Origin of the sequence: Antarcticirhabdus aurantiaca (assembly GCF_009765365.1) — a bacterium.
Lineage (GTDB): Bacteria > Pseudomonadota > Alphaproteobacteria > Rhizobiales > Rhizobiaceae > Antarcticirhabdus > Antarcticirhabdus aurantiaca.
The window spans coordinates 126516-148642 of record NZ_VTOM01000009.1 but is presented as its reverse complement, the minus strand read 5'-3'; the positions used below and the strand labels follow the sequence as shown (position 1 = coordinate 148642).

21 protein-coding genes and 1 tRNA gene are annotated in these 22127 nt (G+C 68.5%); 12 read left to right on the top strand and 10 right to left on the bottom strand.

The genetic code is table 11. The features are described 5' to 3' along the window. Positions 1 to 81 precede the first annotated feature (81 nt). Both FZN60_RS12885 and FZN60_RS12880 read left to right on the top strand, forming a co-directional pair. Positions 82 to 1479 (top strand): TrkH family potassium uptake protein, encoded by a 1398-nt coding sequence (locus FZN60_RS12885; protein ID WP_158873947.1) that lies wholly within the window; start codon positions 82 to 84, stop codon positions 1477 to 1479. A gap of 2 nt (positions 1480 to 1481) precedes the next feature. Further along, a complete protein-coding gene (locus tag FZN60_RS12880) occupies positions 1482 to 2300 on the top strand; it encodes a glycosyltransferase family 25 protein (RefSeq protein WP_158873879.1) in 819 nt (272 codons plus the stop codon). On the opposite strand, the gene FZN60_RS12875 is transcribed toward FZN60_RS12880, so the two are convergent. From FZN60_RS12875 to carA, 6 genes are all read right to left on the bottom strand, one after another. Beyond that, positions 2261 to 3322 (bottom strand): glycosyltransferase family 4 protein, encoded by a 1062-nt coding sequence (locus tag FZN60_RS12875; RefSeq protein WP_158873878.1) that lies wholly within the window; start codon positions 3320 to 3322, stop codon positions 2261 to 2263. The two genes, FZN60_RS12880 and FZN60_RS12875, sit on opposite strands and share 40 nt — an antisense overlap. After that, positions 3319 to 3759 (bottom strand): HD domain-containing protein, encoded by a 441-nt coding sequence (locus FZN60_RS12870; RefSeq protein WP_158873877.1) that lies wholly within the window; start codon positions 3757 to 3759, stop codon positions 3319 to 3321. Before FZN60_RS12870 ends, FZN60_RS12875 begins: the two co-directional genes overlap by 4 nt. A 23-nt stretch (positions 3760 to 3782) precedes the next feature. After that, positions 3783 to 4256 (bottom strand): transcription elongation factor GreA, encoded by a 474-nt coding sequence (gene greA, locus FZN60_RS12865; protein WP_158873876.1) that lies wholly within the window; start codon positions 4254 to 4256, stop codon positions 3783 to 3785. A gap of 184 nt (positions 4257 to 4440) precedes the next feature. After that, positions 4441 to 7872 (bottom strand): carbamoyl-phosphate synthase large subunit, encoded by a 3432-nt coding sequence (carB, locus tag FZN60_RS12860; protein WP_158873875.1) that lies wholly within the window; start codon positions 7870 to 7872, stop codon positions 4441 to 4443. A 151-nt stretch (positions 7873 to 8023) separates the two neighbouring features. Beyond that, entirely contained in the window at positions 8024 to 8314 is a 291-nt protein-coding gene (locus tag FZN60_RS12855) for a helix-turn-helix domain-containing protein (protein ID WP_158873874.1), read from the bottom strand. A gap of 508 nt (positions 8315 to 8822) precedes the next feature. Next, positions 8823 to 10007, bottom strand: coding sequence for a glutamine-hydrolyzing carbamoyl-phosphate synthase small subunit (gene carA / locus FZN60_RS12845; RefSeq protein ID WP_158873872.1), 1185 nt, complete (start codon positions 10005 to 10007; stop codon positions 8823 to 8825). A 305-nt stretch (positions 10008 to 10312) separates the two neighbouring features. On the opposite strand from carA, the gene FZN60_RS12840 reads away from it, so the two are divergent. Both FZN60_RS12840 and FZN60_RS12835 read left to right on the top strand, forming a co-directional pair. Then, positions 10313 to 10762 (top strand): GatB/YqeY domain-containing protein, encoded by a 450-nt coding sequence (locus FZN60_RS12840; protein ID WP_158873871.1) that lies wholly within the window; start codon positions 10313 to 10315, stop codon positions 10760 to 10762. A gap of 74 nt (positions 10763 to 10836) precedes the next feature. Continuing rightward, positions 10837 to 11556, top strand: a complete 720-nt coding sequence (locus tag FZN60_RS12835; RefSeq protein ID WP_158873870.1) for a dihydrofolate reductase family protein — start codon at positions 10837 to 10839, stop codon at positions 11554 to 11556. On the opposite strand, the gene FZN60_RS12830 is transcribed toward FZN60_RS12835, so the two are convergent. Then, positions 11548 to 12267: an LrgB family protein gene (locus FZN60_RS12830; RefSeq protein ID WP_158873869.1), complete on the bottom strand. Its 720-nt coding sequence runs from the start codon at positions 12265 to 12267 to the stop codon at positions 11548 to 11550. The genes FZN60_RS12835 and FZN60_RS12830 overlap by 9 nt on opposite strands. Next, the gene (locus FZN60_RS12825; protein WP_158873868.1) at positions 12260 to 12613 is read right to left on the bottom strand and encodes a CidA/LrgA family protein; all 354 of its coding nucleotides are present in this window, start codon (positions 12611 to 12613) and stop codon (positions 12260 to 12262) included. The genes FZN60_RS12830 and FZN60_RS12825 overlap by 8 nt, the downstream gene beginning before the upstream one ends. A 112-nt stretch (positions 12614 to 12725) precedes the next feature. On the opposite strand from FZN60_RS12825, the gene dnaG reads away from it, so the two are divergent. The 7 genes from dnaG (at position 12726) to FZN60_RS12790 (ending at position 19666) form a co-directional block, all read left to right on the top strand. Then, positions 12726 to 14696 (top strand): DNA primase, encoded by a 1971-nt coding sequence (dnaG, locus tag FZN60_RS12820; RefSeq protein ID WP_158873946.1) that lies wholly within the window; start codon positions 12726 to 12728, stop codon positions 14694 to 14696. A 325-nt stretch (positions 14697 to 15021) separates the two neighbouring features. Then, positions 15022 to 17007 carry an RNA polymerase sigma factor RpoD gene (rpoD, locus tag FZN60_RS12815; RefSeq protein WP_158873867.1) on the top strand — a complete coding sequence of 662 codons (1986 nt, stop codon included), beginning with the start codon at positions 15022 to 15024 and terminating at the stop codon, positions 17005 to 17007. A gap of 42 nt (positions 17008 to 17049) precedes the next feature. Further along, the gene (locus FZN60_RS12810) at positions 17050 to 17451 is read left to right on the top strand and encodes a Uma2 family endonuclease (RefSeq protein WP_158873945.1); all 402 of its coding nucleotides are present in this window, start codon (positions 17050 to 17052) and stop codon (positions 17449 to 17451) included. Positions 17452 to 17510: 59 nt separating this feature from the next. Beyond that, positions 17511 to 17810: an HlyU family transcriptional regulator gene (locus FZN60_RS12805; protein WP_158873866.1), complete on the top strand. Its 300-nt coding sequence runs from the start codon at positions 17511 to 17513 to the stop codon at positions 17808 to 17810. Positions 17811 to 17875: 65 nt separating this feature from the next. Further along, positions 17876 to 18760: an SDR family oxidoreductase gene (locus FZN60_RS12800; RefSeq protein WP_158873865.1), complete on the top strand. Its 885-nt coding sequence runs from the start codon at positions 17876 to 17878 to the stop codon at positions 18758 to 18760. Positions 18761 to 18804: 44 nt separating this feature from the next. Then, a complete protein-coding gene (locus FZN60_RS12795) occupies positions 18805 to 19179 on the top strand; it encodes a nuclear transport factor 2 family protein (protein ID WP_158873864.1) in 375 nt (124 codons plus the stop codon). Positions 19180 to 19312: 133 nt separating this feature from the next. Continuing rightward, a complete protein-coding gene (locus FZN60_RS12790; protein WP_158873863.1) occupies positions 19313 to 19666 on the top strand; it encodes a hypothetical protein in 354 nt (117 codons plus the stop codon). Positions 19667 to 19744: 78 nt separating this feature from the next. Here FZN60_RS12790 and FZN60_RS12785 read toward each other — a convergent pair whose 3' ends face one another. Continuing rightward, complete coding sequence (locus FZN60_RS12785) at positions 19745 to 20485, bottom strand: SIMPL domain-containing protein (RefSeq protein WP_158873862.1); 741 nt, start codon at positions 20483 to 20485, stop codon at positions 19745 to 19747. A gap of 125 nt (positions 20486 to 20610) precedes the next feature. On the opposite strand from FZN60_RS12785, the gene FZN60_RS12780 reads away from it, so the two are divergent. Further along, positions 20611 to 20686: transfer RNA gene (locus FZN60_RS12780), tRNA-Ile, on the top strand. A gap of 139 nt (positions 20687 to 20825) precedes the next feature. Here FZN60_RS12780 and FZN60_RS12775 read toward each other — a convergent pair. Next, positions 20826 to 22061 carry an ArsB/NhaD family transporter gene (locus FZN60_RS12775; protein WP_158873861.1) on the bottom strand — a complete coding sequence of 412 codons (1236 nt, stop codon included), beginning with the start codon at positions 22059 to 22061 and terminating at the stop codon, positions 20826 to 20828. Positions 22062 to 22127: the final 66 nt, after the last annotated feature.

The following is a 22127-nucleotide window of genomic DNA, read 5'->3' as shown; positions in this document are numbered from 1 at the left end:
TGTCTGCCGCAGGTCCGGGTACGGGGGACGTTCGCCATCATCAGGACGGTTTCCCACGTTTCGGCGCTGTTCTGCCTGATCATCGCCGCCGCCATGCTTCTGCCGGCGCTCGTCGATCTCGCTGAGGACAACGAGGACTGGCGGGTCTTCGCATTGTCGTCCTTCCTGATCGGAGCCGTCGGCGCGCTGGTGGGCGCGGCGAGCCGCGGCGAGCCCATGCGCTTCAACGCGCGGCTCGGCTTCCTTCTCGTGACGACGGTCTGGGTGGTGACGGTGCTGGCGGGCGCGCTGCCGCTCTACTTCTCGTCCGCCGGGCTGAGCATCGCCGGGGCCGTCTTCGAATCGACCTCGGGCCTCACCACGACCGGGGCGAGCGTGATCTCCAGCCTCGACCTCCTGCCGCCCGGGCTGCTCCTCTGGCGCTCGCTCCTCAACTGGATCGGCGGCATCGGCATCGTCGTCATGGCGATCATGATCCTGCCGCAGCTGCGCATCGGCGGGCTGGCGCTGTTCCAGATGGAAGGCTCGGACAAGGCGGACAAGGTGCTGCCGCGGGCGCGCCAGCTCGCCGCCGGCCTCGCCGCCGCCTACGGCGCGCTGACGGTTCTCTGCGCCGCGACCTACGCCGCGCTCGGCATGAGCGTCTTCGACGCGGTCAACCATGCCATGGCGACCATCTCGACGGGCGGCTTCTCCACCCACGACGCTTCGCTCGGCTATTTCCACGACGACCGGATCCTGGTCGCCGCGACACTCTTCATGATCCTTGGCGCGCTGCCCTTCGTCATCTACGTTCGCGCCTTCACAGGCTCCCGCTCGCAAAGGCGCCGGGACCCGCAGATCGCGGTCTTCCTCGTCCTCTGCCTGGTGCTCAGCCTGGCTTTGGCGGTGTCGCGCCGGCTGATCGAGGGCGTGCCGTTCGGCGAGGCATTGATCACGTCGAGCTTCGGCCTCGTTTCGCTGCTCTCGACGACCGGCTTCGTGTCGGACGACTACACGCGCTGGTCGGAAGCGGCGGTGGGGCTGTTCTTTATCGCGCTGTTTCTCGGCGGCTGCGCCGGCTCGACGGCAGGCGGCATCAAGGCGAACCGGCTCGTCGTCCTCTACAAGCTCGTCGACGCCTCGTTCCGCCGCCTGGTGCGCCCCCATGCCGTGATCCGCCTGCGCTACGGAGAGAGCGAGATCCAGCCGCAGGCGGTGCAGGCCGTCACGATCTTCTTCTTCCTGTATTTCGGGGTGCTGCTGATCGGCACCGTTGTCCTCGGCGTGCTCGGGCTTGACCTCCTCACGGCCTTTTCCGGCACGCTCACCAGCCTGTCCAACGTCGGACCGGGCTTCGGGCCGGTCATCGGGCCGGCGGGCGATTTTTCCAGCCTCACCGACGCGCAGCTCTGGGTGCTGACGGCCATCATGCTGCTCGGCCGCCTGGAGATCGTCACCGTCGTGATCCTGTTCCTGCCCTCGATCTGGATGCGCTGAGCGTGGACGCCATACCGATCCTGTTCATCAACCTCGACCGGGCCGCGGAGCGCCGCCGCTTCTTGGAGCGGCAGGGACGGGCGCTCGGGCTGGTCCTGGAGCGCTTTCCTGCGCTGACCCCGGTGGATATCCCGGCCAACCAGGCGGCTCGCCTGTCGCGCCTTTGGGAGCGGCCGATCACCGGGCCGGAGCTCGCGCTGTTCCTGTCGCACAAAGCGCTTTGGCAGCGGGCTGCGGAGAGTTCGGACGGCCTCGTCGTCCTTGAGGACGACGCGGTGCTGTCGCCGCGCCTCCCGGCCTTTCTCGCCGATCCGCCGCGATCCTACGACCTCTGCAACCTCGAACATGCCGGCCGACGCAAGTTCTTCCGGCGCGTCGCACCGGTCCAGCATGCCGTCGGCCGCCTGTCGCTCGTCGCGCGCGACAAGTCGGGCTCGGCCGCCTACTACGTCTCGCCGCGCGGAGCCGAGCGGCTGCTGATGCGGGCGGAACGCCTGGCCGCGCCGAGCGACGCGTTCCTCTTCTCCTCGGGGCTCGACATGGTGCAGGCCGAGCCGGCGCTCGCCGTCCAGGCCCATATCCTGAAGGGGTTCGGCGTCGATCCCGGCATCGACGTCTCGACGCAGATCCACCAGCCGCGCGCCCGGCTGCCGGTGACCCGGGAAACGGTGCCTTTCCACATGCGCCGGCTGGCCACGCAGGTGCGGCTCGCACGGCTCCAGTTGGCGCGCGCCTGGACGCTGCAGCTGCGCGAGCCCGAGCTGAACGTCGGCGAGTTCGCTCAGGCCCTCGCGGCGGCGGACGCCCAGAGCGACTCGTAGACGGCCTCGATCGCCGCCGCCTCGCGCGACAGGGGGAAGTGGCTGCGGACATGGGCGAGGGCGGCCTCGCCGGCCGCGGCGAGCCGGGCGGGATCCGCCATGAAGGGCTCAGCGGCTCGGGCGAGGGCCAGCGCGTCGTCCGCCGGCACGACGGCGCCGGTGACGCCCTCGGCGATCAGCTCGCGAAAGGCGCCGGCATCGCTCGCGATGACCGGCGTGCCGCTCGCCATCGCTTCCAGCGGCGTCAGGCCGAAGCCCTCGTTGCGGGGCGGGGCGACGTAGAGGTCGAAGCGGCGGAACCAGGCGGCGACGTCCGGCACCTCGCCGGCGAAGTGGATGCGGTCCGTCAGGCCCGCCGCCGCGATCCGCTCGCGAAGCCCCGCCTCGAAGCCCGCATTCTCGGGCGTCGTGCGCCCGGTGATCACCGCCGCCCAGTCGGCATGGCGCGGCAGGAGGTCGATCATCGCCTCGACGAAGACGTCGGTGCCCTTCTGGTGCCGGATGCGGCCCGAACAGCCGACGACGCGTCGGCCGGCGAGGCGCCGGGCCAGATCGTCCTGCGGCAGCGGTCCGTCCGGACCGAAGCGGGCGAGATCGATGCCGTGCATGACGACCGTCGCCGGCTGCTCCAGAAAGGCGGCGCTGCGCCCGCTCGTCGCGATCACCGCGTCCATGCGACGGATCAGGCGGCGGGTATAGGCCGTGTGATGGCGCTGGGCGGCGGAGGTGAAGACGAGGCGCAGCGGCATGCGCAGGGCATCGCGCAGGACGATCCCCGCCAGCATCTCGACGTTGCGCCGCGCGTGCCAGATGCGGAACGGCCTGCCGCTCGCCGGCCGGCGCCAAAGGGCCGGCAGCTGGTGCAGGCGCAGCCGCGGCAGGGTCTCCGGCAGGCCGGGGCCGACGACCGCGATGCGAAGCCGCTTCGCTTGCTCGGGAACGAGCTGGATGACGGTGGAGGTGACGCCGGACAGGCGCCGCTTGAAGTTGGGCGCAAGGACGTCGATGTCGCGCGGGTTCACGCCTTCGGCGCCCCGGCCTCGTCGATCATGGCGAGGGCCCGTCGATAGCGCTCCATGCGCGCCTCGGCCTCGGGCGTCACGGCGGACAGCCGGGTCTTGTCGAGGTTGTCGAGAAGGTCGGCGCGCTTGACGGGACGGGCGAGGGGATCGGCCATCGCCCGCCGGACGAAGTCGAAATAGTCCTCGCCCTCCCGCCTGGTCAGCGCGTCGACGGCCGCCACGATGCGGTCGGAGAAGCCTTCCGCCGACAGGCGCTCGACGGTCCAGTCCGGGTTGTCCTCGACGACATCGTGGAGGATGGCGACGATCTTCTCGTCCGGCCGGTGGACGCCGGCCGCGACACGCTCGACATGCGCGATGTAGGGCGCGCCGGCCTTGTCGATCTGGCCGGCATGGGCCTCGCGCGCCAGCGCGAGCGCCCGTTCGAACGTCGCCATCGTTGCTCCCCGAAGAACCGTGCTCAGGCCCAGCGGACCTGGATCACCTCGTAGGAGCGGGCGCCGCCGGGAGCGGCCACCTCGACCGTGTCGCCTTCGCCCTTGCCGATGAGGGCGCGGGCGATGGGCGAGGAAATGGAGATGCGGCCCTTCTTCACGTCGGCTTCCTGATCGCCGACGATCTGGTAGGTCCTTTCCTCCTCGGTGTCCTCGTCGACGAGCTTCACCGTCGCGCCGAACTTGATCCGGTCGCCGGACAGTTTCGACACGTCGATGACCTCGGCGCGGGCCGTCAGGTCCTCCAGCTCGGAGATGCGGCCCTCGTTCAGGCTCTGCGATTCCTTGGCGGCGTGGTACTCGGCGTTCTCGGAAAGGTCTCCGTGGGCGCGCGCCTCGGCGATGGCCTGGATGATGCGCGGCCGCTCTTCCTGCTGGCGCCGGCGCAGCTCTTCCTTGAGCTCCGCGTAACCCCTCTCGGTCATCGGGACCTTTTCCATGGTCTCCACCTTTCCGGTCGGCCGGCTGATGCGCCGGCCGCCTCCCTTCACGTTGTCGCAGCCGATCGAGTTCGGCCGATGCTAAAAAGAAAGCCGGCCCCGGACGCGATCGTCCGAGGCCTGCCGCAGGTTCGGGCTCGACGCTCGACTCCGATCGTCAGCAGAGCCCAAGACGATCACAGGATCAAGCGGCCGTGAAGTAGGCCTGGAGCGGCCGCACTTCAAGATTTCCGGCGCGCAGGGCCTGGATCGCTTCCGCCGCCGCGATCATGCCGGAGAGCGTCGTGTAGTAGGGCACCTTGTGCGTCAGCGCCGCGCGCCGCAGCGAGCGCGAGTCGGACAGGGCCTTGGCGCCTTCCGTCGTGTTGAACACGAGGTGCACCTGCCGGTTGCGCAGCGCGTCCTCGATGTGCGGACGGCCTTCCAGCACCTTGTTGATCTTCTCCGCCTCGATGCCGTTTTCCACGAGGAAGCGCTGCGTGCCCCCCGTCGCGATGACGCGGAAACCCAGCTCGCGCAGGCGCTTCACCGGCTCCAGAACGCGCGCCTTGTCCTCGTCGCGCACGGACACGAACACGGTGCCCTCGCGCGGCAGGTCCACGCCGGCGCCGAGCTGCGACTTGGCGAAGGCGACGGCGTAGTCCGTGTCGAGGCCCATGACCTCGCCCGTCGAGCGCATCTCGGGGCCGAGCAGGGTGTCGACGCCGGGGAAGCGGGCGAAGGGGAAGACGGCTTCCTTCACCGCGATATGGCGCAGCGACTTGAAGTCCGGCCGGCCGCCATAGGCGGCGAGCGCCGCTTCGAGGCTCTCGCCGGCCATGACGCGGGCGGCGACCTTGGCGATCGGCGAGCCGACGGTCTTCGCGACGAAGGGCACGGTGCGCGAGGCGCGCGGGTTCACTTCGAGGACGTAGATGACGTCGTCCTTGATGGCGAACTGGACGTTCATCAGGCCGCCGACCTTGAGCGCGAGGGCGAGCTCGCGCGACTGGCGCTCGAGCTCCGCGACGATCTCCGGCGACAGCGAATGGACGGGCAGCGAGCAGGCCGAATCGCCGGAATGGATGCCGGCCTCCTCGATGTGCTCCATGATGCCTGCGACGTGCGTGTCTTCGCCGTCGCAGAGACAGTCGACGTCGACCTCGATGGCGTTGGAAAGATAGGAGTCGATCAGCACCGGCGACTTGCCGGAGACGACCACGGCCTCCTTCATGTAGCGCTCGAACTGCGCGTCGGCGCGCACGATCTCCATCGCCCGGCCGCCCAGCACGTAGGAGGGGCGCACGACGACGGGATAGCCGACCCGCTCGACGATCGCGCGGGCTTCCTCGACGGAGCGCGCGATGCCGTTCTCGGGCTGCTTCAGGCCGAGATCGTGAAGGAGCTTCTGGAAGCGGTCGCGGTCCTCGGCGAGGTCGATCGCGTCCGGCGACGTCCCGAGGATCGGGATGCCGGCCTTTTCCAGCGCTTCGGCAAGCTTCAGCGGCGTCTGGCCGCCGAATTGCACGATGACGCCGTGAAGCGTGCCGCGCTCCTTCTCGACGCGCAGGATCTCGAGGACGTCCTCGGCGGTCAGCGGCTCGAAGTAGAGGCGGTCGGAGGTGTCGTAGTCGGTCGAGACGGTCTCGGGATTGCAGTTGACCATGATCGCCTCGAAGCCCGCGTCCTGAAGCGCGAAGGCGGCGTGGCAGCAGCAATAGTCGAACTCGATGCCCTGGCCGATGCGGTTCGGGCCGCCGCCGAGGATCACGACCTTGCGCTTGTCGGACACATCGGCCTCGGAGCGCATGGCGCCGGCGAAGGGGCGCTCGTAGGTCGAATACATGTAGGGCGTCGGCGAGGCGAACTCGGCGGCGCAGGTGTCGATGCGCTTGAAGACGGGATGGACGTCGAGCCGCTCGCGCAGCGCCGCGACCTCGGCTTCGCTCGTATTCGCCAGCTTGGCGAGGCGCGCGTCCGAGAAGCCCATGCTCTTGAGGTGGCGCAGATTGTCGACGTCCCCGGGCAGTCCGTGCTCGGCGATCCGCGCTTCCGTGTCGACGATGTGCTGAAGGCGCGCGATGAACCAGGGGTCGATGCGGCAGGACTGGTGGACCTGCTCGGGGCTGGTGCCCATGCGCAGGGCCTGCGCCACCATGCGCAGGCGATCGGGCGTCGGCTTGCCGAGCGCGGCACGCACGGCGTTCTTGTCGTCGTCCTCGCCGAGGCCAGGGATGACGATCTCGTCGAGACCGTCGAGGCCGGTCTCGAGGCCGCGCAGCGCCTTCTGGAGCGACTCCTCGAAGGTGCGCCCGATCGCCATGACCTCGCCGACCGACTTCATGGCCGTGGTCAGCGTGGGCTCGGCGCCGGGAAACTTCTCGAAGGCGAAGCGCGGGATCTTGGTCACGACGTAGTCGATCGTCGGCTCGAAGGACGCCGGCGTTGCGCCGCCCGTGATGTCGTTGTCGAGCTCATCCAGCGTGTAGCCGACGGCGAGCTTGGCCGCGATCTTGGCGATCGGGAAGCCGGTGGCCTTCGAGGCGAGCGCGGAGGAGCGCGACACACGCGGGTTCATCTCGATCACGACGAGGCGCCCGTTCTCCGGGTTCACGGCGAACTGAACGTTGGAGCCGCCGGTCTCGACGCCGATCTCGCGCAGCACCGCGATGCTCGCGTTGCGCATGATCTGGTATTCCTTGTCCGTCAGCGTCAGCGCCGGCGCGACGGTGATGGAGTCGCCGGTGTGGACGCCCATCGGATCGACGTTCTCGATCGAGCAGACGATGATGCAGTTGTCCGCACGGTCGCGGACCACCTCCATCTCGTATTCCTTCCAGCCGAGCACCGACTCCTCGATCAGCACCTCGGTCGTCGGAGAGGCGTCGAGGCCGCCTTCGACGATCTCGAAGAACTCCGAGCGGTTGTAGGCGATGCCGCCGCCGGTGCCGCCGAGCGTGAAGGAGGGGCGGATGATGGCGGGAAGGCCGACATGGTCGAGCGCCTCGGCCGCGGCGGCGAGGCCGCGCGCGACGTGCCGCTGCTTGCGGTCGCTCTCGCCCGCCGCCCACTCGGCCTCGACCTTGGCGAGCGCTTCGTCGCGCGCCGGGCCGGGCTCGGTCGTGCGGATCACCTCGGCGCGAAGGCTCTCGATCTGGCGCTTGTCGGCGGCCTTCGCCTCCGTCGCGTTGGCGAGGAAGGACTTCGGCGTTTCCAGGCCGATCTTGGCCATGGCCTCGCGGAAGAGGGCGCGGTCCTCGGCCTTGTCGATCGCCGTCGCGTCGGCGCCGATCATCTCGACGTTGTACTTGTCGAGGACGCCCATGCGCTTGAGCGACAGGGCGGTGTTCAGCGCGGTCTGGCCGCCCATGGTCGGCAGGATCGCGTCGGGGCGCTCCTTGGCGACGATCTTGGCGACGACCTCGGGCGTGATCGGCTCGATATAGGTCGCGTCGGCGAGATCCGGATCGGTCATGATCGTCGCCGGATTCGAGTTGACCAGGATGATCCGGTAGCCTTCCGCCTTCAGCGCCTTGCAGGCCTGCGTGCCGGAATAATCGAACTCGCAGGCCTGACCGATGACGATCGGCCCTGCACCGATGATGAGGATCGATTGAATGTCGGTGCGTTTGGGCATGCGGGTTCTCGCGCGTCTTCGCCTGCGCCTGTCGGCGGCGCGGGGCATGACCCCGGCCGCTGTCCGGCGCGTTCGGCTTCGTCTGTCTGGCTAGAGGCGCCTTATAGGCAAGCGTGCCCGGCGACGGAACCCCGAAAGTGAGCGGCCGAGGTCAGGCCTCGCGCGCGGCATGCTCCGGCTCGGGGCGATTGTCGGCGAGGGTGCCCTGCGCCGGGATCAGGAGGGTCGAACCGCGCAGGGGCTGGCCGTCATAGGACTCGAACCCCAAGGCGAGCGCGAGGCAGGCGAGCTCCACGGTCTTCGGGATCTCGATGTCCTTCCCGTCGCGATGACCCTTCTCGTAGTACTGGATGACGCGCTTTTTCAGGCCTAGCTTCTCGGCCGCGTCCTTCTGCTTCAGCCCGAGCGATTTCCGCCAGGCCTTGAACGAGTCGGCATTCATCGATCGCGCCTTCGAATCGCCCGCAGGGTCGCACCGTTTCAGATTCGGTCAAGCCCGAGGACCTACAATGAGTGGTTGGCCGGCGTCAATTTCGCGCGGGTTGGGCCCTCCTGAAGCCGGCTGAGCGAATCGCGTCAACAAGCCGCACAAAGTGCGCCAAATCTCCTTGCAAATGCGCACGAAGTGCACATATCATCGGAAGTGCCCCAAGGTTATGGCGGGGCGTCGTTTTTGGACAGCGGACGAGGTTTTCGGTCCAGTCAGTTGAGGAGTTCACGCCATGCTCGCAGATATCGTCATTGCCCGCTCGGCGGTCGGCGCAGACCGGGATCGGGACGACCTTCATCGTCACGCAACCTTCAGCTGCGGCTTCCGCAGCTTCGTGAAGCGGCTGGCCCTCCTGTTCCGCAGCGCATGAGCCATCCCCGTTCCTCGGGGGGCGAAAACTGAAAAGGGCGCCGAACGTCATCCGTCCGGCGCCCTTGTCATGTCTGCGGTTCGAAAGCCTTCAGGCGGCGGTTTCGGCCTTGTGCTCGTCGATGAGGTCGAAGAAGCGCTTGAAGAGGTAGTGCGAGTCCTGCGGGCCGGGGGAGGCCTCGGGATGGTGCTGCACGGAGAAGACCGGCTTGTTCTTGAGGCGCAGGCCGCAATTGGTGCCGTCGAACAGCGAGCGATGAGTCTCCTCGACGCCCTCCGGCAGCGAGTCGGCCGCAACGGCGAAGCCGTGGTTCATCGAGACGATCTCGACCTTGCCGGTGGTGAAGTCCTTCACCGGGTGGTTCGCCCCGTGATGGCCCTGGTGCATCTTCTCGGTGCGGCCGCCGAGCGCCAGCGCCAGCATCTGGTGGCCGAGGCAGATGCCGAAGGTCGGCACGCCCGCGTCGATCACGCCGCGGATCGCCGGCACGGCGTATTCGCCCGTCGCCGCCGGGTCGCCGGGACCGTTGGACAGGAAGACGCCGTCCGGCTTGTGCGACAGGATCTCGTCGGCCGTCGCAGTCGGTGGCACGAGCACGACCTTGGCGCCGCCGCCCGCCATGAGGCGTAGGATGTTGCGCTTCGTGCCGTAGTCGATGGCGACGATCGTGTAGCGCGGGTCCTGACCGGCGCCGTAGCCGGCGCCCCAGGCCCAGGGCGTCTCGTTCCAGATCGTGCCTTCGCCGCCGGTCGCCTCCTTGGCGAGATCGAGCCCGACGATGCCGCCCCAGGCGGCCGCGCGGGCCTTCAACGCCTCGACGTCGAACTTGCCTTCGGCATTGTGCGCGATCACGGCATTGGGCATGCCCTTCTCGCGGATCAGAACGGTGAGGGCGCGCGTGTCGATGCCGGAGAGGGCCACGACGTTGTGGCTCTTCAGCCAGGCGTCGAGATGGGCGACCGACCGGTAGTTGGAGGGCTCCGACACCTCGGCGCGGAAGATCGCGCCGACGGCGCGGGCGCTGCCGTCCGGAGCCAGATCCTCTCTGTCCTCCTCGTTCGCGCCCACATTGCCGATGTGGGGGAAGGTGAAGGTGACGATCTGCTTGGCGTAGGACGGATCGGTCAGGATCTCCTGGTAGCCCGTGAGCGAGGTGTTGAAGCAGACCTCGCCCTCGACGGCGCCCTCGGCGCCGAGCCCGTCGCCCTCGATCACGGTGCCGTCCGCGAGAACGAGCAGGGCGGTGGGAATTCGTCTGGTCCAGCCCTCGGTCATGGCTCGGCTCCTCAACATCGTCGCGCGGCCGAGATCCGGGACGAGGTGCGCGGCAGGCGCGGCTCGGTCCGGGGTGTCGGCGGTGCATGGGTTCGCTGAAGGCTCCATATCGCCGCGCCGGGCCGCCGATGCAAGCCGCTTGAGCCGCGATCAACGAATTCCCATATGCGGCGCGGCGCCCCGCGGGCCGCCTCCCTCCCGTTTCGCGACAGCTCGATCCGGTCTACCCTCGCGCCCAAGCGGCGCGGGCGGCGGGGAGAACCCGCGCGCCGCGCCGTCTCGTATTTTTTCGGAAAGTCGCTTCCATGCGTGAAATCTTCACCGAGGCCCTCAACCAGGCCATCAAGGCGCAGGACAAGCTTCGGATGGGCACGTTGCGCCTGATCACCGCCGCCATCAAGGATCGCGACATCGCCCAGCGCGGCGCGGGCAAGGACCCCTTGACCGACGACGAGATCCGCCAGGTCCTCACCAAGATGGTGAAGCAGCGGCAGGAATCGGCCAAGATCTACGAGGACAACGGCCGCGCCGAACTCGCCGCGCAGGAGCGCGAGGAGATCGCGATCATCGAGGAGTTCCTGCCTGCGCAGCTCGACCCGAACGCGGTCGAGGCGGCCTGCCGGCAGGTCGTGGCCGACACCAACGCCCAGGGACTGCGCGACGTCGGCCGCTGCATGAGCGCGCTCAAGGAGCGCTATGCCGGGCAGATGGACTTCGCCCGGGCGAGCGGCGTCGTGAAGGAACTGCTGCGCTGATCATCGAGGCGCCGGGAACCCCCGGCGCCTTGTCCGGCTTCCAACCGCTTCCGAGACGCGCGAAGCGAGCCCCGATGAAACCCCACGTCCTCTGCCACATGATGATCTCGATCGACGGCCGCGTCCGCACGGAGGGCTGGGCGATCGACGATCCCTCCTCGATCTTCGAGACGATCCACGACGAGATCGCGGGTGACGCCTGGCTCGTCGGCCGCGTGACCATCGAGCGCGATTTCGACGGCGAGGGCGAATGGGAGAAGGGGCTGGCCACCGGCCCCGTCGAGCGGACCGACTGGTTCGAGGGAAAGGGCGCCAAGAGCTACGCCGTCGCCGTCGACCGATCCGGCCGGATCGCCTGGAAGAGCGGCGCGATCGACGGCGAGCCGGTGATCGCGATCCTGTCGCGGCAGGTGTCCGACGACTATCTCGCCTTCCTGCAAAAGACCGGCGTCTCCTACGTCTTCGGCGGCGATGACGAGATCGACTTCGCCGCCGTCCTCGAGACGCTCAATCGCGAGCTCGGCATCGAGCGCCTGCTCGTCGAGGGCGGCGGCGGCGTCAACGGCTCCCTGATGAATGCCGGGCTCGTCGACGAGTTGTCCGTCGCCGTCGTGCCGGTCACGGACGGACGGGCGAAGGCGCCCTCGCTCTTCGACGTGTCCGGCGCCTGGGCGGGCTCGCGCCCGCTGGAGCTCCAGTCCGTCACGCAGCGAGACAAGGGCGTGGTGTGGCTGCGCTACAAGGTGCTGAACGACCGGCTGAAGGCGCCGGGGCCGGACACGCCGCTAGAATAGCAGCGCCCAGACGATCGGCACGAGAAGGGCGGTGGCCAGGGCGTTGAGGCCCATCGCCAACCCCGAAAAGGCGCCCGCCACCTCGCTGTCCTGCAGCGCCCGGGCGGTGCCGATGCCGTGCGAGGCCGTGCCGATGGCAAGGCCCCGCGCCGCCTCGTCGCGGACGCGCAGGAGCGAGAGCAGCGGCGGCCCGAGCGAGGCGCCGAGAATGCCGGTGAGGATCACGAAGACGGCCGTCAGGGAGGGCAGGCCGCCCAGCTTCTCGGCGATTCCCATCGCGACGGGCGCGGTCGCGGACTTCGGCGCGAGGCTGACGAGCGACGCCGCATCGACCCCGAAGACGAGGCCGGCACCGAGCGAGGCGAGGATCGCCGAGAGCGAGCCCGCGAGGAGGCTGGCCGCGACGGCGAAGGCGGAGCGCTTCACGCGCTCGAACTGCCGATAGAGCGGGATGGCGAGCGCGACCGTCGCCGGGCCGAGCAGGAAGTGGATGAACTGCGCGCCCTCGAAATAGGTCTCGTAGCTCGTACCGGTGAGGACGAGGACGGCGACGACGGCGGCGACCGTCAGAAGCACCGGGTTGAGGAGGGCGGGACGGCCCGCCTTGACGTGGATCCAGCTCGCGGCCTGAAAGGCGACGAGCGTCATCGTCAGGGCGAGGAGAGGACTGGCCGCGAGATAGACCCAGATGTCGGAAAGCCGCTCACCCATCGGTTCGCCTCCCCGTCCGGCCGAGCCTGTTCATGACGAGGCCGGTGACGGCGATCGTCGCGAGCGTCGAGAGAACGAGCGTTGCGCCGAGCGGGAGCGCCTCCGCTTCGAGCCGGGCCGCGTGGGTCATGATGCCGACGCCGGCCGGGACGAAGAGCAGCGACAGGTTGGCGAGGAGCGCGCCGCCGACCTGGCCGAGATCGGTCGGAACGGAGCCGCGCAGCAGGAGGACGAGGAACAGGATCGCCATGCCGATCACCGGGCCCGGCAGGGGCAGGCCCGTCGCGGCGGCGATCGTCTCGCCCGCGAGCTGACATAGCAGGATGGCGGTGAGGGCGGGCAGCATGGGCGGATCTCCGGGGCCGAGGCCGTAGAGATAGACCGCCCGTGCCCCGCCGAGGCAAGGCGGCGCGACGCGATTAACCATTTTCCCGGGCGGAGGCGTTATAATGCGCACCATGCGATTCGCCCCGTCCTTTCTCGACGACATCCGCGACCGGGTGAAGATCTCGGACGTCATCGGCCGGCGGGTCACCTGGGACCGCCGAAAGACACAGCCCGGCAAGGGTGATTACTGGGCCTGCTGCCCGTTCCACGGCGAGAGGTCGCCGTCCTTCCACTGCGAGGACGTCAAGGGGCGCTACCACTGCTTCGGCTGCGGCGTGTCCGGCGACGTGTTCCGCTTCCTGACCGACTGCGAGGGCATGGCCTTTCCGGAAGCCGTCGAGCGCTTGGCGGCCGAGGCGGGCCTGCCGATGCCGGCGCGCGACCCCGAGGCGGAGAAGCGCGAAGCGCAGCGCGCGACGATCTTCGACGCGCTGCGGATTGCCGCGGACTTCTTTCGTGCCCAGCTTCAGGAGGGCGACGGCGCCAAGGCGCGCGCCTACCTGCGCGACCGCGGCCTCTCGCCCGCCACCCAGGCTGTCTTCGGCATCGGCTACGCCCCCGAGTCGCGCAATCGTTTGAAGGAGCACCTCGTCTCCAAGGGCGTCGGCAAGGCGGAGATCGAGGCGGCGGGACTGGTGATCCACGAGAACGTGGCCGTCTCTTACGACCGCTTCCGCGACCGGATCATCTTCCCGATCCTCGACACGCGCGAGCGCGTCATCGCCTTCGGCGGGCGCGCCATGTCCGCGGACGCGCAGGCCAAGTACTTGAACTCGCCGGAGACCGAGGTCTTCGTGAAGGGCTCGACGCTCTTCAACATCGCCCGCGCCCGGCGCGCGGCGCGCCAGACGGGCACGCTCCTCGTCGTCGAAGGCTACGTCGACGCCATCATGCTGCACCAGTACGGCTTCGAGCACGCCGTCGCGCCGCTCGGCACGGCGCTGACCGATCGCCAGCTGGAGCTTCTCTGGAAAAGCGTGCCCGAGCCGATCCTGTGCTTCGACGGCGACGCGGCGGGCACCAAGGCGGCGCACCGCGCGGCGGAGGTGGCTCTGCCGCTCCTGAAGCCGGGGCAGTCGCTGCGCTTCGTCATGCTGCCGACCGGCAAGGACCCGGACGACGTGGTGCGCGATGGCGGCGCGGAAGCGTTCAACCGGGTGCTGGAGGGCGCCCGGCCGCTCGCCGATCTCCTGTGGATGCGCGAAACCGCCGGCGCGAGCTTCGACACGCCCGAACGCCGCGCAGACCTCGAAAAGCGCTTGAAGTCGCTGGTGCGACAGGTCGGCGACGAGAGCGTGCGGCGTCATTATCTGCAGGACGTCGATGAGCGCCTGTCCGCCTTCTTCGGCGCGCCGGCCGCCGGAAACCAGCGGCGCGACGGCGGCTTCAACCGGAACGACCGCGGCGGAGGCGGCGGCTGGAAGAAGAATGGCGGGCAGGGCGGCCACGGGCCCGGCGGCGCCGGGCGGCGCGCGGCCGTCTCGGACCGGCTCGCCCGTTCCAGCCTCACTCGCACCGAGTCGGCCACGGCCACGGCCGCGCCGAGCCGGCGGGAAACCACCATCGTTGTCGGCTTCATCAACCATCCGGTCCTGTTCGAAGAAGCGTTCGACTACTTCGCCGGGCTGGAGCTCGCCGACGCTACGCTGGAACGGCTGCGCAGCGTCGTGCTCGACGTCTACGCCGAGGAAGCGCCGCGCGACCGCGACGATCTCCTGAGCGCGCTGCAACGACGCGGCGCGATCGGGCTGTTCGACGAGGCGGAGACGCGCATGCGGCTCGTTCGGGAATGGTCGGTTCTGGCGGACGCGGCGCCGGAAGACGCCCGCGAAGCGGTGCGGCAGGCGCTTCACTTGCAGCACCGATTCCGATCCTTACATAGGGAACTGAAGCAGGCGGAAGAGCAGCTCGGCACCGAGCCGACCGAGCTGACCTTGCAACATATGCTTGAAGTCAAACGTGAAATCGAGGACGCGACGGCGATCGAAGCGTTGATCGAAGGCTACGGGATCCTTTCGGGTCGCGGCGCGAAAGCGATCTGACGGTTGGACAAGCCAGCCGAAAGGTCAGGTCCGGTAAACGCCGGCGCGATAAGGGCGTTCTCCTGGGGGAGGGCGCTCTCGTGCTCGTTTGCGGGTCGCAAGCGGTTGACATTCAAAATGGAAATGAGAATCAGAGTTCCGTAGGCCGGGCTGCGTCTTGACGCTTGGTTGAAGCGTTCCTTCTTACCGGCGTCGTTCGACGTCGCACCCGTGACGGCCGGCAGGATAAGCCGGCCTTGGCGGGAGCGAAGGAGCGGATCAGTCTCGGACCGGCCTCGCATCCCTCTGACGGGCGGGATGCGACACGAATTGGAGAGAAGACTGCATGGCGACCAAGGTCAAGGAAAGCGAAGCGCCGGTCGAGGAGCGTCCGGATGGCGCCCCCGACAGCCCTCTTCTCGATCTCTCCGATGATGCCGTCAAGAAGATGATCAAGGCCGCGAAGAAGCGCGGCTTCGTCACGATGGACAAGCTGAACTCGATGCTCTCGGCGGACGACGTCACGTCCGAGCAGATCGAGGACATGATGGCCATGCTCAACGACATGGGCATCAACGTCGTCGAGGACGAGGAAGGCGAGGAGGAGGAGAAGGAAGAGTCCGCCTCCGAATCGACCGAGCTCGCCGAGACCGGCTCGACGCAGGTCGCCACCACCCAGAAGCGCGAGGCGGGCGACCGCACCGACGACCCCGTCCGCATGTACCTGCGCGAGATGGGCTCGGTCGAGCTCCTGTCGCGCGAAGGCGAGATCGCCATCGCCAAGCGGATCGAGGCCGGCCGCGAGACGATGATCGCCGGCCTGTGCGAGAGCCCGCTGACCTTCCAGGCCATCATCATCTGGCGCGACGAACTCAACGAAGGCAACATCATGCTTCGGGAGATCGTCGATCTCGAAGCGACCTATGCCGGCCCCGAGGCCAAGGTGCCGGGCCCCGGCATCGACGGTGAAAACGCCGAGAACCGCACCGAAGCGGAGACCGGCATGAAGCTGCCGGGCGAGGGCGGCGAGGACGACGACGACGAGGACGACATCGAGAACTCGATGTCGCTGGCCGCCATGGAGGCGGAAATCCGGCCGCAGGTCATGGAGACCTTCGACCTGATCGCCGACTCCTACAAGCGGCTGCGCAAGCTCCAGGACCAGCAGGTCGAGTCGCGGCTCGCCGCCGCCGGCGCCCTGTCCTCGGCTCAGGAGCGCTCGTACAAGAAGCTGAAGGAAGACCTCGTCGCCGCGGTGAAGAGCCTCTCGCTCAACCAGAACCGCATCGACGCCCTGGTCGCGCAGCTCTACGACATCAACAAGCGCCTCGTCGGCAACGAGGGCAAGCTTCTGCGCCTCGCCGAAAGCTACGGCGTCAAGCGCGACGAGTTCCTGCGCGAGTACCAGGGCTCCGAGCTCGATCCGAACTGGACGCGCCACATCGCGAACCTGTCGGGCAAGGGCTGGCTGAAGTTCGTCCAGAACGGCAAGGACAACATCCGGAACCTCCGCCAGGAGATCCAGAACCTCGCCACCGAGACCGGCCTCGAGATCATCGAGTTCCGCCGCATCGTGAACATGGTCAAGAAGGGCGAATCCGAGGCCCGGCAGGCCAAGAAGGAGATGGTCGAGGCGAACCTGCGCCTCGTGATCTCCATCGCCAAGAAGTACACGAACCGCGGCCTGCAGTTCCTGGACCTCATCCAGGAGGGCAACATCGGCCTGATGAAGGCCGTGGACAAGTTCGAGTACCGCCGCGGCTACAAGTTCTCGACCTACGCGACGTGGTGGATCCGGCAGGCCATCACCCGCTCGATCGCCGACCAGGCGCGGACCATCCGCATCCCGGTCCACATGATCGAGACGATCAACAAGATCGTGCGCACCTCGCGCCAGATGCTCCACGAGATCGGCCGCGAGCCGACCCCGGAGGAGCTGGCCGAGAAGCTGGCGATGCCGCTGGAGAAGGTCCGCAAGGTCCTCAAGATCGCCAAGGAGCCGATCTCGCTCGAAACCCCCGTGGGCGACGAGGAGGACAGCCACCTCGGCGACTTCATCGAGGACAAGAACGCGATCCTGCCGATCGACGCGGCGATCCAGGCGAACCTGCGCGAGACCACGACGCGGGTGCTGGCTTCGCTCACGCCCCGCGAGGAGCGCGTCCTTCGCATGCGCTTCGGCATCGGCATGAACACCGACCATACCCTCGAAGAGGTCGGCCAGCAGTTCTCGGTGACCCGCGAGCGCATCCGTCAGATCGAGGCCAAGGCGCTGCGCAAGCTCAAGCACCCGAGCCGCTCGCGCAAGCTGCGCTCGTTCCTCGACAGCTGAGCGCATCGAGCAAGCGACGATCAGGCGAGGCCGGCGGAGGCGATCCGCCGGCCTTCGTCGTTTTCGAGCCTGACTGCGCCGTCCGACCCGCTCCTCTTCACCCCGGCGACGACCTTCCGCCTTTCCGACGATACGTTCCTCGAACCGGACTTCGTCGTCTATGATCGCGCGATCGGTCTCGAAGGCCTGACCGCCGCGACCTGCCGCCTCGCGATCGAGGTCTCCGATTCGAGCCTCGCCTATGATCTCGGTCGTAAGGCGACCATCTATGCCGCCTTCGGCGTCGGCGAGCTCTGGGTGATCGATGCCCTGCGGCTGTCGACACGCATCCATCGGCGGCCGTCGCCGACCTGCTACCAGCTCGTGCGCGACGAGCGGGCCGAGGCGGAACTCGCGGCCGAGCGCATCGAGGCTTTTCAGCTGCGCCTGTCCGACCATATGTGAGACGGGCCGCCTTCGCGGCCTCCGTCCCACCAGCCAATGCCGCCGCGAGGTCCCACGCCATGTCCTTCTTCAAGCGTCTGTTCGGCGGTGGCGGCGGCGCGAGCCCGGCGGAGCCGGCCGCCCCGAAGACGGCGGCGAGCGAGGAGTACAACGGCTTCACCATCGCCGCCGCGCCCATTCCCGACAGCGGGCAGTTCCGGCTGGCCGGCACCGTGTCGAAGACGATCGGAGGCGAGGCGAAGGAGCATCGCTTCGTGCGCGCCGATCTTCTGCCGAGCCTCGACGACGCGGCGCAGGCGGCGCTGCGCAAGGCTCGACAGCTCGTCGACGAGCAGGGCGACCGGCTCTTCCAAAGGTAGTTGGGACCGGCGGTTTCCAATCCTCGTTCTTTGACGTAAACGTCAATCGTTGAGGAGGAGCACCCATGACCGACACTCGCAGCGTGAAGAACAAGACCGTCTTCATGTCCGGCGGCTCGCGCGGCATCGGCCTCGCGATCGCGCTGCGCGCCGCGCGCGACGGCGCCAACGTCGTGATCGCGGCCAAGACCGACACGCCGCATCCCAAGCTTCCCGGAACGATCCACACCGCCGTCTCCGAGATCGAGGCCGCGGGCGGGCAGGGGCTCGCCGTTCTCTGCGACATCCGCGAGGAGGCGCAGGTCGCGGCCGCGGTGGAGCAGGCCGTTTCGCGCTTCGGCGGCATCGACATCTGCGTCAACAACGCCTCGGCCATCGCGCTCACCGGCACGCTGGATACCGAGATGAAGCGCTATGACCTCATGAATCAGGTCAATGCGCGCGGCACCTTCCTCGTCTCCAAGCTCTGCCTGCCCCACCTTCTGAATGCCGACAACCCGCACATCCTCAATCTCTCGCCGCCGCTCGACATGTCGGCCAAGTGGTTCAAGAACCACGTCGCCTATTCCATGGCGAAGTACGGTATGTCGCTCTGTACCCTTGGCATGGCGGCGGAGTTCGAAGAGCAGGGCGTCGCCGTGAACTCGCTCTGGCCGTTGACCGCCATCGACACCGCGGCCGTTCGCAACGTTCTCGGCGGCGACGCGCTCGCCTCGATCAGCCGCTCGCCCGAGATCGTCGCCGATGCCGCCCACGCGGTCCTGACCCGCCCGGCGCGCCAGTGCACGGGTCAGTTCCTGATCGACGAGCTGGTGCTGATGGAGGAGGGTGTCACCGACTTCGCACCCTACGCGCCCGCCGGAACCGGACGGCTCGCCGCCGATTTCTTCGTGCCCGATTGGGTGTTCGAGAAGGTCTCGACAAAGGTCATGCGGGGCGCCTTCGGCTGAAGGACGGGCCTGCCGCGACCGGCACCAACGGAGGGGGATTTCGTATGACGGCCGACGACATGGACGCGCTGCTGCGCCGCTTCGTGGACGCCTTGAACGCGTCCGATTGGGACGCGGCGCTCGCCTGCCTCGACGACGACGTGGCGATCGATGGCACCACGGGCGAACGCTCGATCGGCCGCGACGCCTTCAGAGAAGCCCTTGCGGCCGAGGCGCGCCGTGTCCGGCGCAGCATCGGCGACCTCGTGGTCATGGTCGCGCCGGACGGGGTTCATGCCGCGGCGGAGTTCACGCTGCGCGGCGAGCCTGCCGACGGGCAGGGGCGCAGCTTCTCCGTGCCGGCCGGCCTGTTCTTCGAGATCGCCGACGGTCGTATCGCGCGGATCAGCGCCCGCCATGGGCTGGATGCCGCGGGCTGACCGAACGCCCGGCGGCGCCAGGCTGAACGCGAGATGAACGAGCCCTTCCGAACGCATTCAGTTCGCCCGGCTTAGAAGAGCGCATCCTTCTGGCCGAGCTCGCTGCGCCGGCCGCTCTTCCGGGAGACGCACCATGTTCAAGACCCTGATCCGCGGCGCCTGCCTCTCCGCCGCGCTGGCTGCCGGCGCCCTCGGCCTGACCACGGCGCCGGCGGCCGCGAACGACATCTCGTTCGGCATCACCATCGGCGACGGCCACGGCTATCGCGGCGGCGGACCGCGCTACGACGACCGCGGCCCGAGCCGGCATCGCGGCGACTTCTGCTCGCCGCGCCGCGCGCTGCGCGAGGCCGGCCGTCTCGGCGTGCGCCGCCCCTACGTGGCGCGTGAGACGCGCCGCGCGATCACGATCGTTTCGGCCCGCAACGGCGCCGAAGTCCGCTTCGCCCAGCGCCGCGACTGCCCCGTGATCAGCTATCGCCGCTGATCCGGACGCCGAGCCGCTGCCGTTCAAGACCCCGCCGGTGCGAGACACCGGCGGGGTCATTTTATTGGGGTCGACCCGTCAGGGCGCGATCTCGAAGATGATGCGCACGCGCGCGTCGATCGTGTTTTCGCCGAGGGCGACGGGCACCTCCGGCGCGGCCGCCGACTGGGCCATGCGCAGCATCGGTACGGGGGGCAGGGGCTCCTGCTCGACATTCGTCGTGATGTCGAGGACGCGACCGAGCTGGACGCCGGCGGCTTCGGCCAGGATCTCGGCCGCTGCCTTGGCATCCGCGACGGCGCTCCGCCGCGCCTCGCCGCGCAAGTCCTCGGGATCGGTGAAGTCGAAGCGGATGGAGCCGCCCTCGTTGGCTCCGAGCGACACCGCCTTGTCGAGGATCGCGCCAATCTTGTCGACGGTGCGCACGCGAACGGTCAGGCTGTTGCGCACCTCGTAGCCGACGAGCTCCGGCGGCTTCTGCGTGCCGTCCTGATTCTGGTCGTAGCGGTACTGCGGATTTATCGAGAAGCCCGCGGTGCGCAGGTCCCGGTCTTCGATGCCCTCGGCCTTCATTCCTTCAAGCACGGCTGCCATGCCGGTGTTGGCCGCATCCAGCGCCTCGCGGGCGGTCTTGCCCGTGCGCAGCACGGTGAAGTCCGCATAGGCAAGGTCGGGCCTCGCGCTCGCTTCGCCGTGACCGGTCACCGTCACCGAGCGCACCGGCGCGTCGGGCGACGAGAAGGGCGACTGGGCCTGCGCCGCAAGGCAGGTCGATCCGGTCAGGGCGAAGGCGAGAAGAAGCGGGCGAATCACCGTCATCGAAAGCTCCCCGTGGGCATGATGCCGCTTCATCGAAGCCGAATGTGGCCGTCTCGCGATGGAGCCTCTCGACGCTCTCCCGCCTCTTGAGGAGCTCCGCCGATTCCGCTACGCCGATGACGGGTGGGCCTGTAGCTCAATGGTCAGAGCCGGCGGCTCATAACCGCTTGGTTGCAGGTTCGAGTCCTGCCGGGCCCACCAAATTCCTTACCAACTGTGAAGCCTGCCGTGCATCGGACTCCGATCCGGGCACCGAACGGCTGTGGGCCGCACCCGGCGACGCCGAGGCGCTCGGAGATGACGCAGAGCGGCCGGGACGCGCTCCGGCTTTCGAGAGGGGTCAGCGGAGGTAGAGAATCCATGCGGCGGCCATCAGCAGGCACAGGATGGAGGTCGGCAGGCCGGCGCGGGCGAACTCGGAAAAGCTGAGGCCGATGCCGCGCTTGCGGCACTCCTCGGCGACGATGATGCCGACCAGGCTGCCGAAGATCACCGCGCTCGACGAGAAGCTCGTGCCGAGCGCGATCGCTGCGCCCAGGGCTTCGGGATGGTGCGCACCGCCGATGAAGGGCGCCACCAGCATGACGGCCGGGTTGTTGCCCACGATGGTGCTGAGAACGGCCATGATGACGAGCATGGACGGCGGGTCGCGAAGATCGAGCCCGATATGGCGCAGGCCGGCCAGGACCTCTTCGGGCAGGCCGGTCGCCGTCAGCGCCGCATTGACCACGAACAGGCCGAACAGGAGCAGGAGCAGATCGCCGTCGACGTTGTGCAGAAGGTTGCTCGACGAGAAGCGACGACTGATCAGCAGCACGCTGGCGCCCATGAGGGCGATCAGCATGTGCGGCAGGTCGCTGAAGATGAAGGCCGCGACCACCGCGATGGTGACGATGCCGGTCTTGATCGTCTCGCCCCGATCGAAGGCGGTCGGTGGAGGGAGGGCCGGTGCGGCCGTGCCCTGCGTCGCGGGCAGCGCCCATCGCCCGCGATAGCACAGGACGATGACGCCCCAGACCACCGGGAGCCCCAACACCGCCGGCGGGGCGGCGGCGGCCATGAAGCCGAGGAAGGACAGCCGCAGCGTTTCGGCGATGATCATGTTCTGCGGACTGCCGAGGATCGTCGTCGCCGAGGCGAAATTCGCGGCGAAGCAGAAGCCGAGAAGGAACGGTAGCGGATTGAGCCGCCGTTCCAAACAGATCGAACAGAAGATCGGCGTCATCGCCACCGCCACGACGTCCTTGTTGAGAAGGGCGGCCATGGCTCCGGACACGGCGATCAGGATCGCCAGGAGGCCTTTCGGGCCGACATTCAGATGACCGACCTTGAGGGCGACCCAGTCGTAGAAGCCGGCCACCATGAAGGCGGCGGAAATCGTCATCAGGCCGAACAAGAGGCCGATGACGCGGTAGTCCACTGCAGCCCACGCGGCGGCCGGCGAGATCCGCCCCGCGGCGATGAGAACCATGGCGCCGACGATGGCCGAGCCGGTGCGGTCGAGGCGAAAGCCCGGAAGATGGCCGACGCCCATGGCGACGTAGACGAGGACGAAGATCGCGAGCGTCAGGTCCATGGCGGCGATGCACCGGCGAGGCTGCGGAGGAGATGGAAGCGCCCGCCCGGGACCCGATGTCCCGAG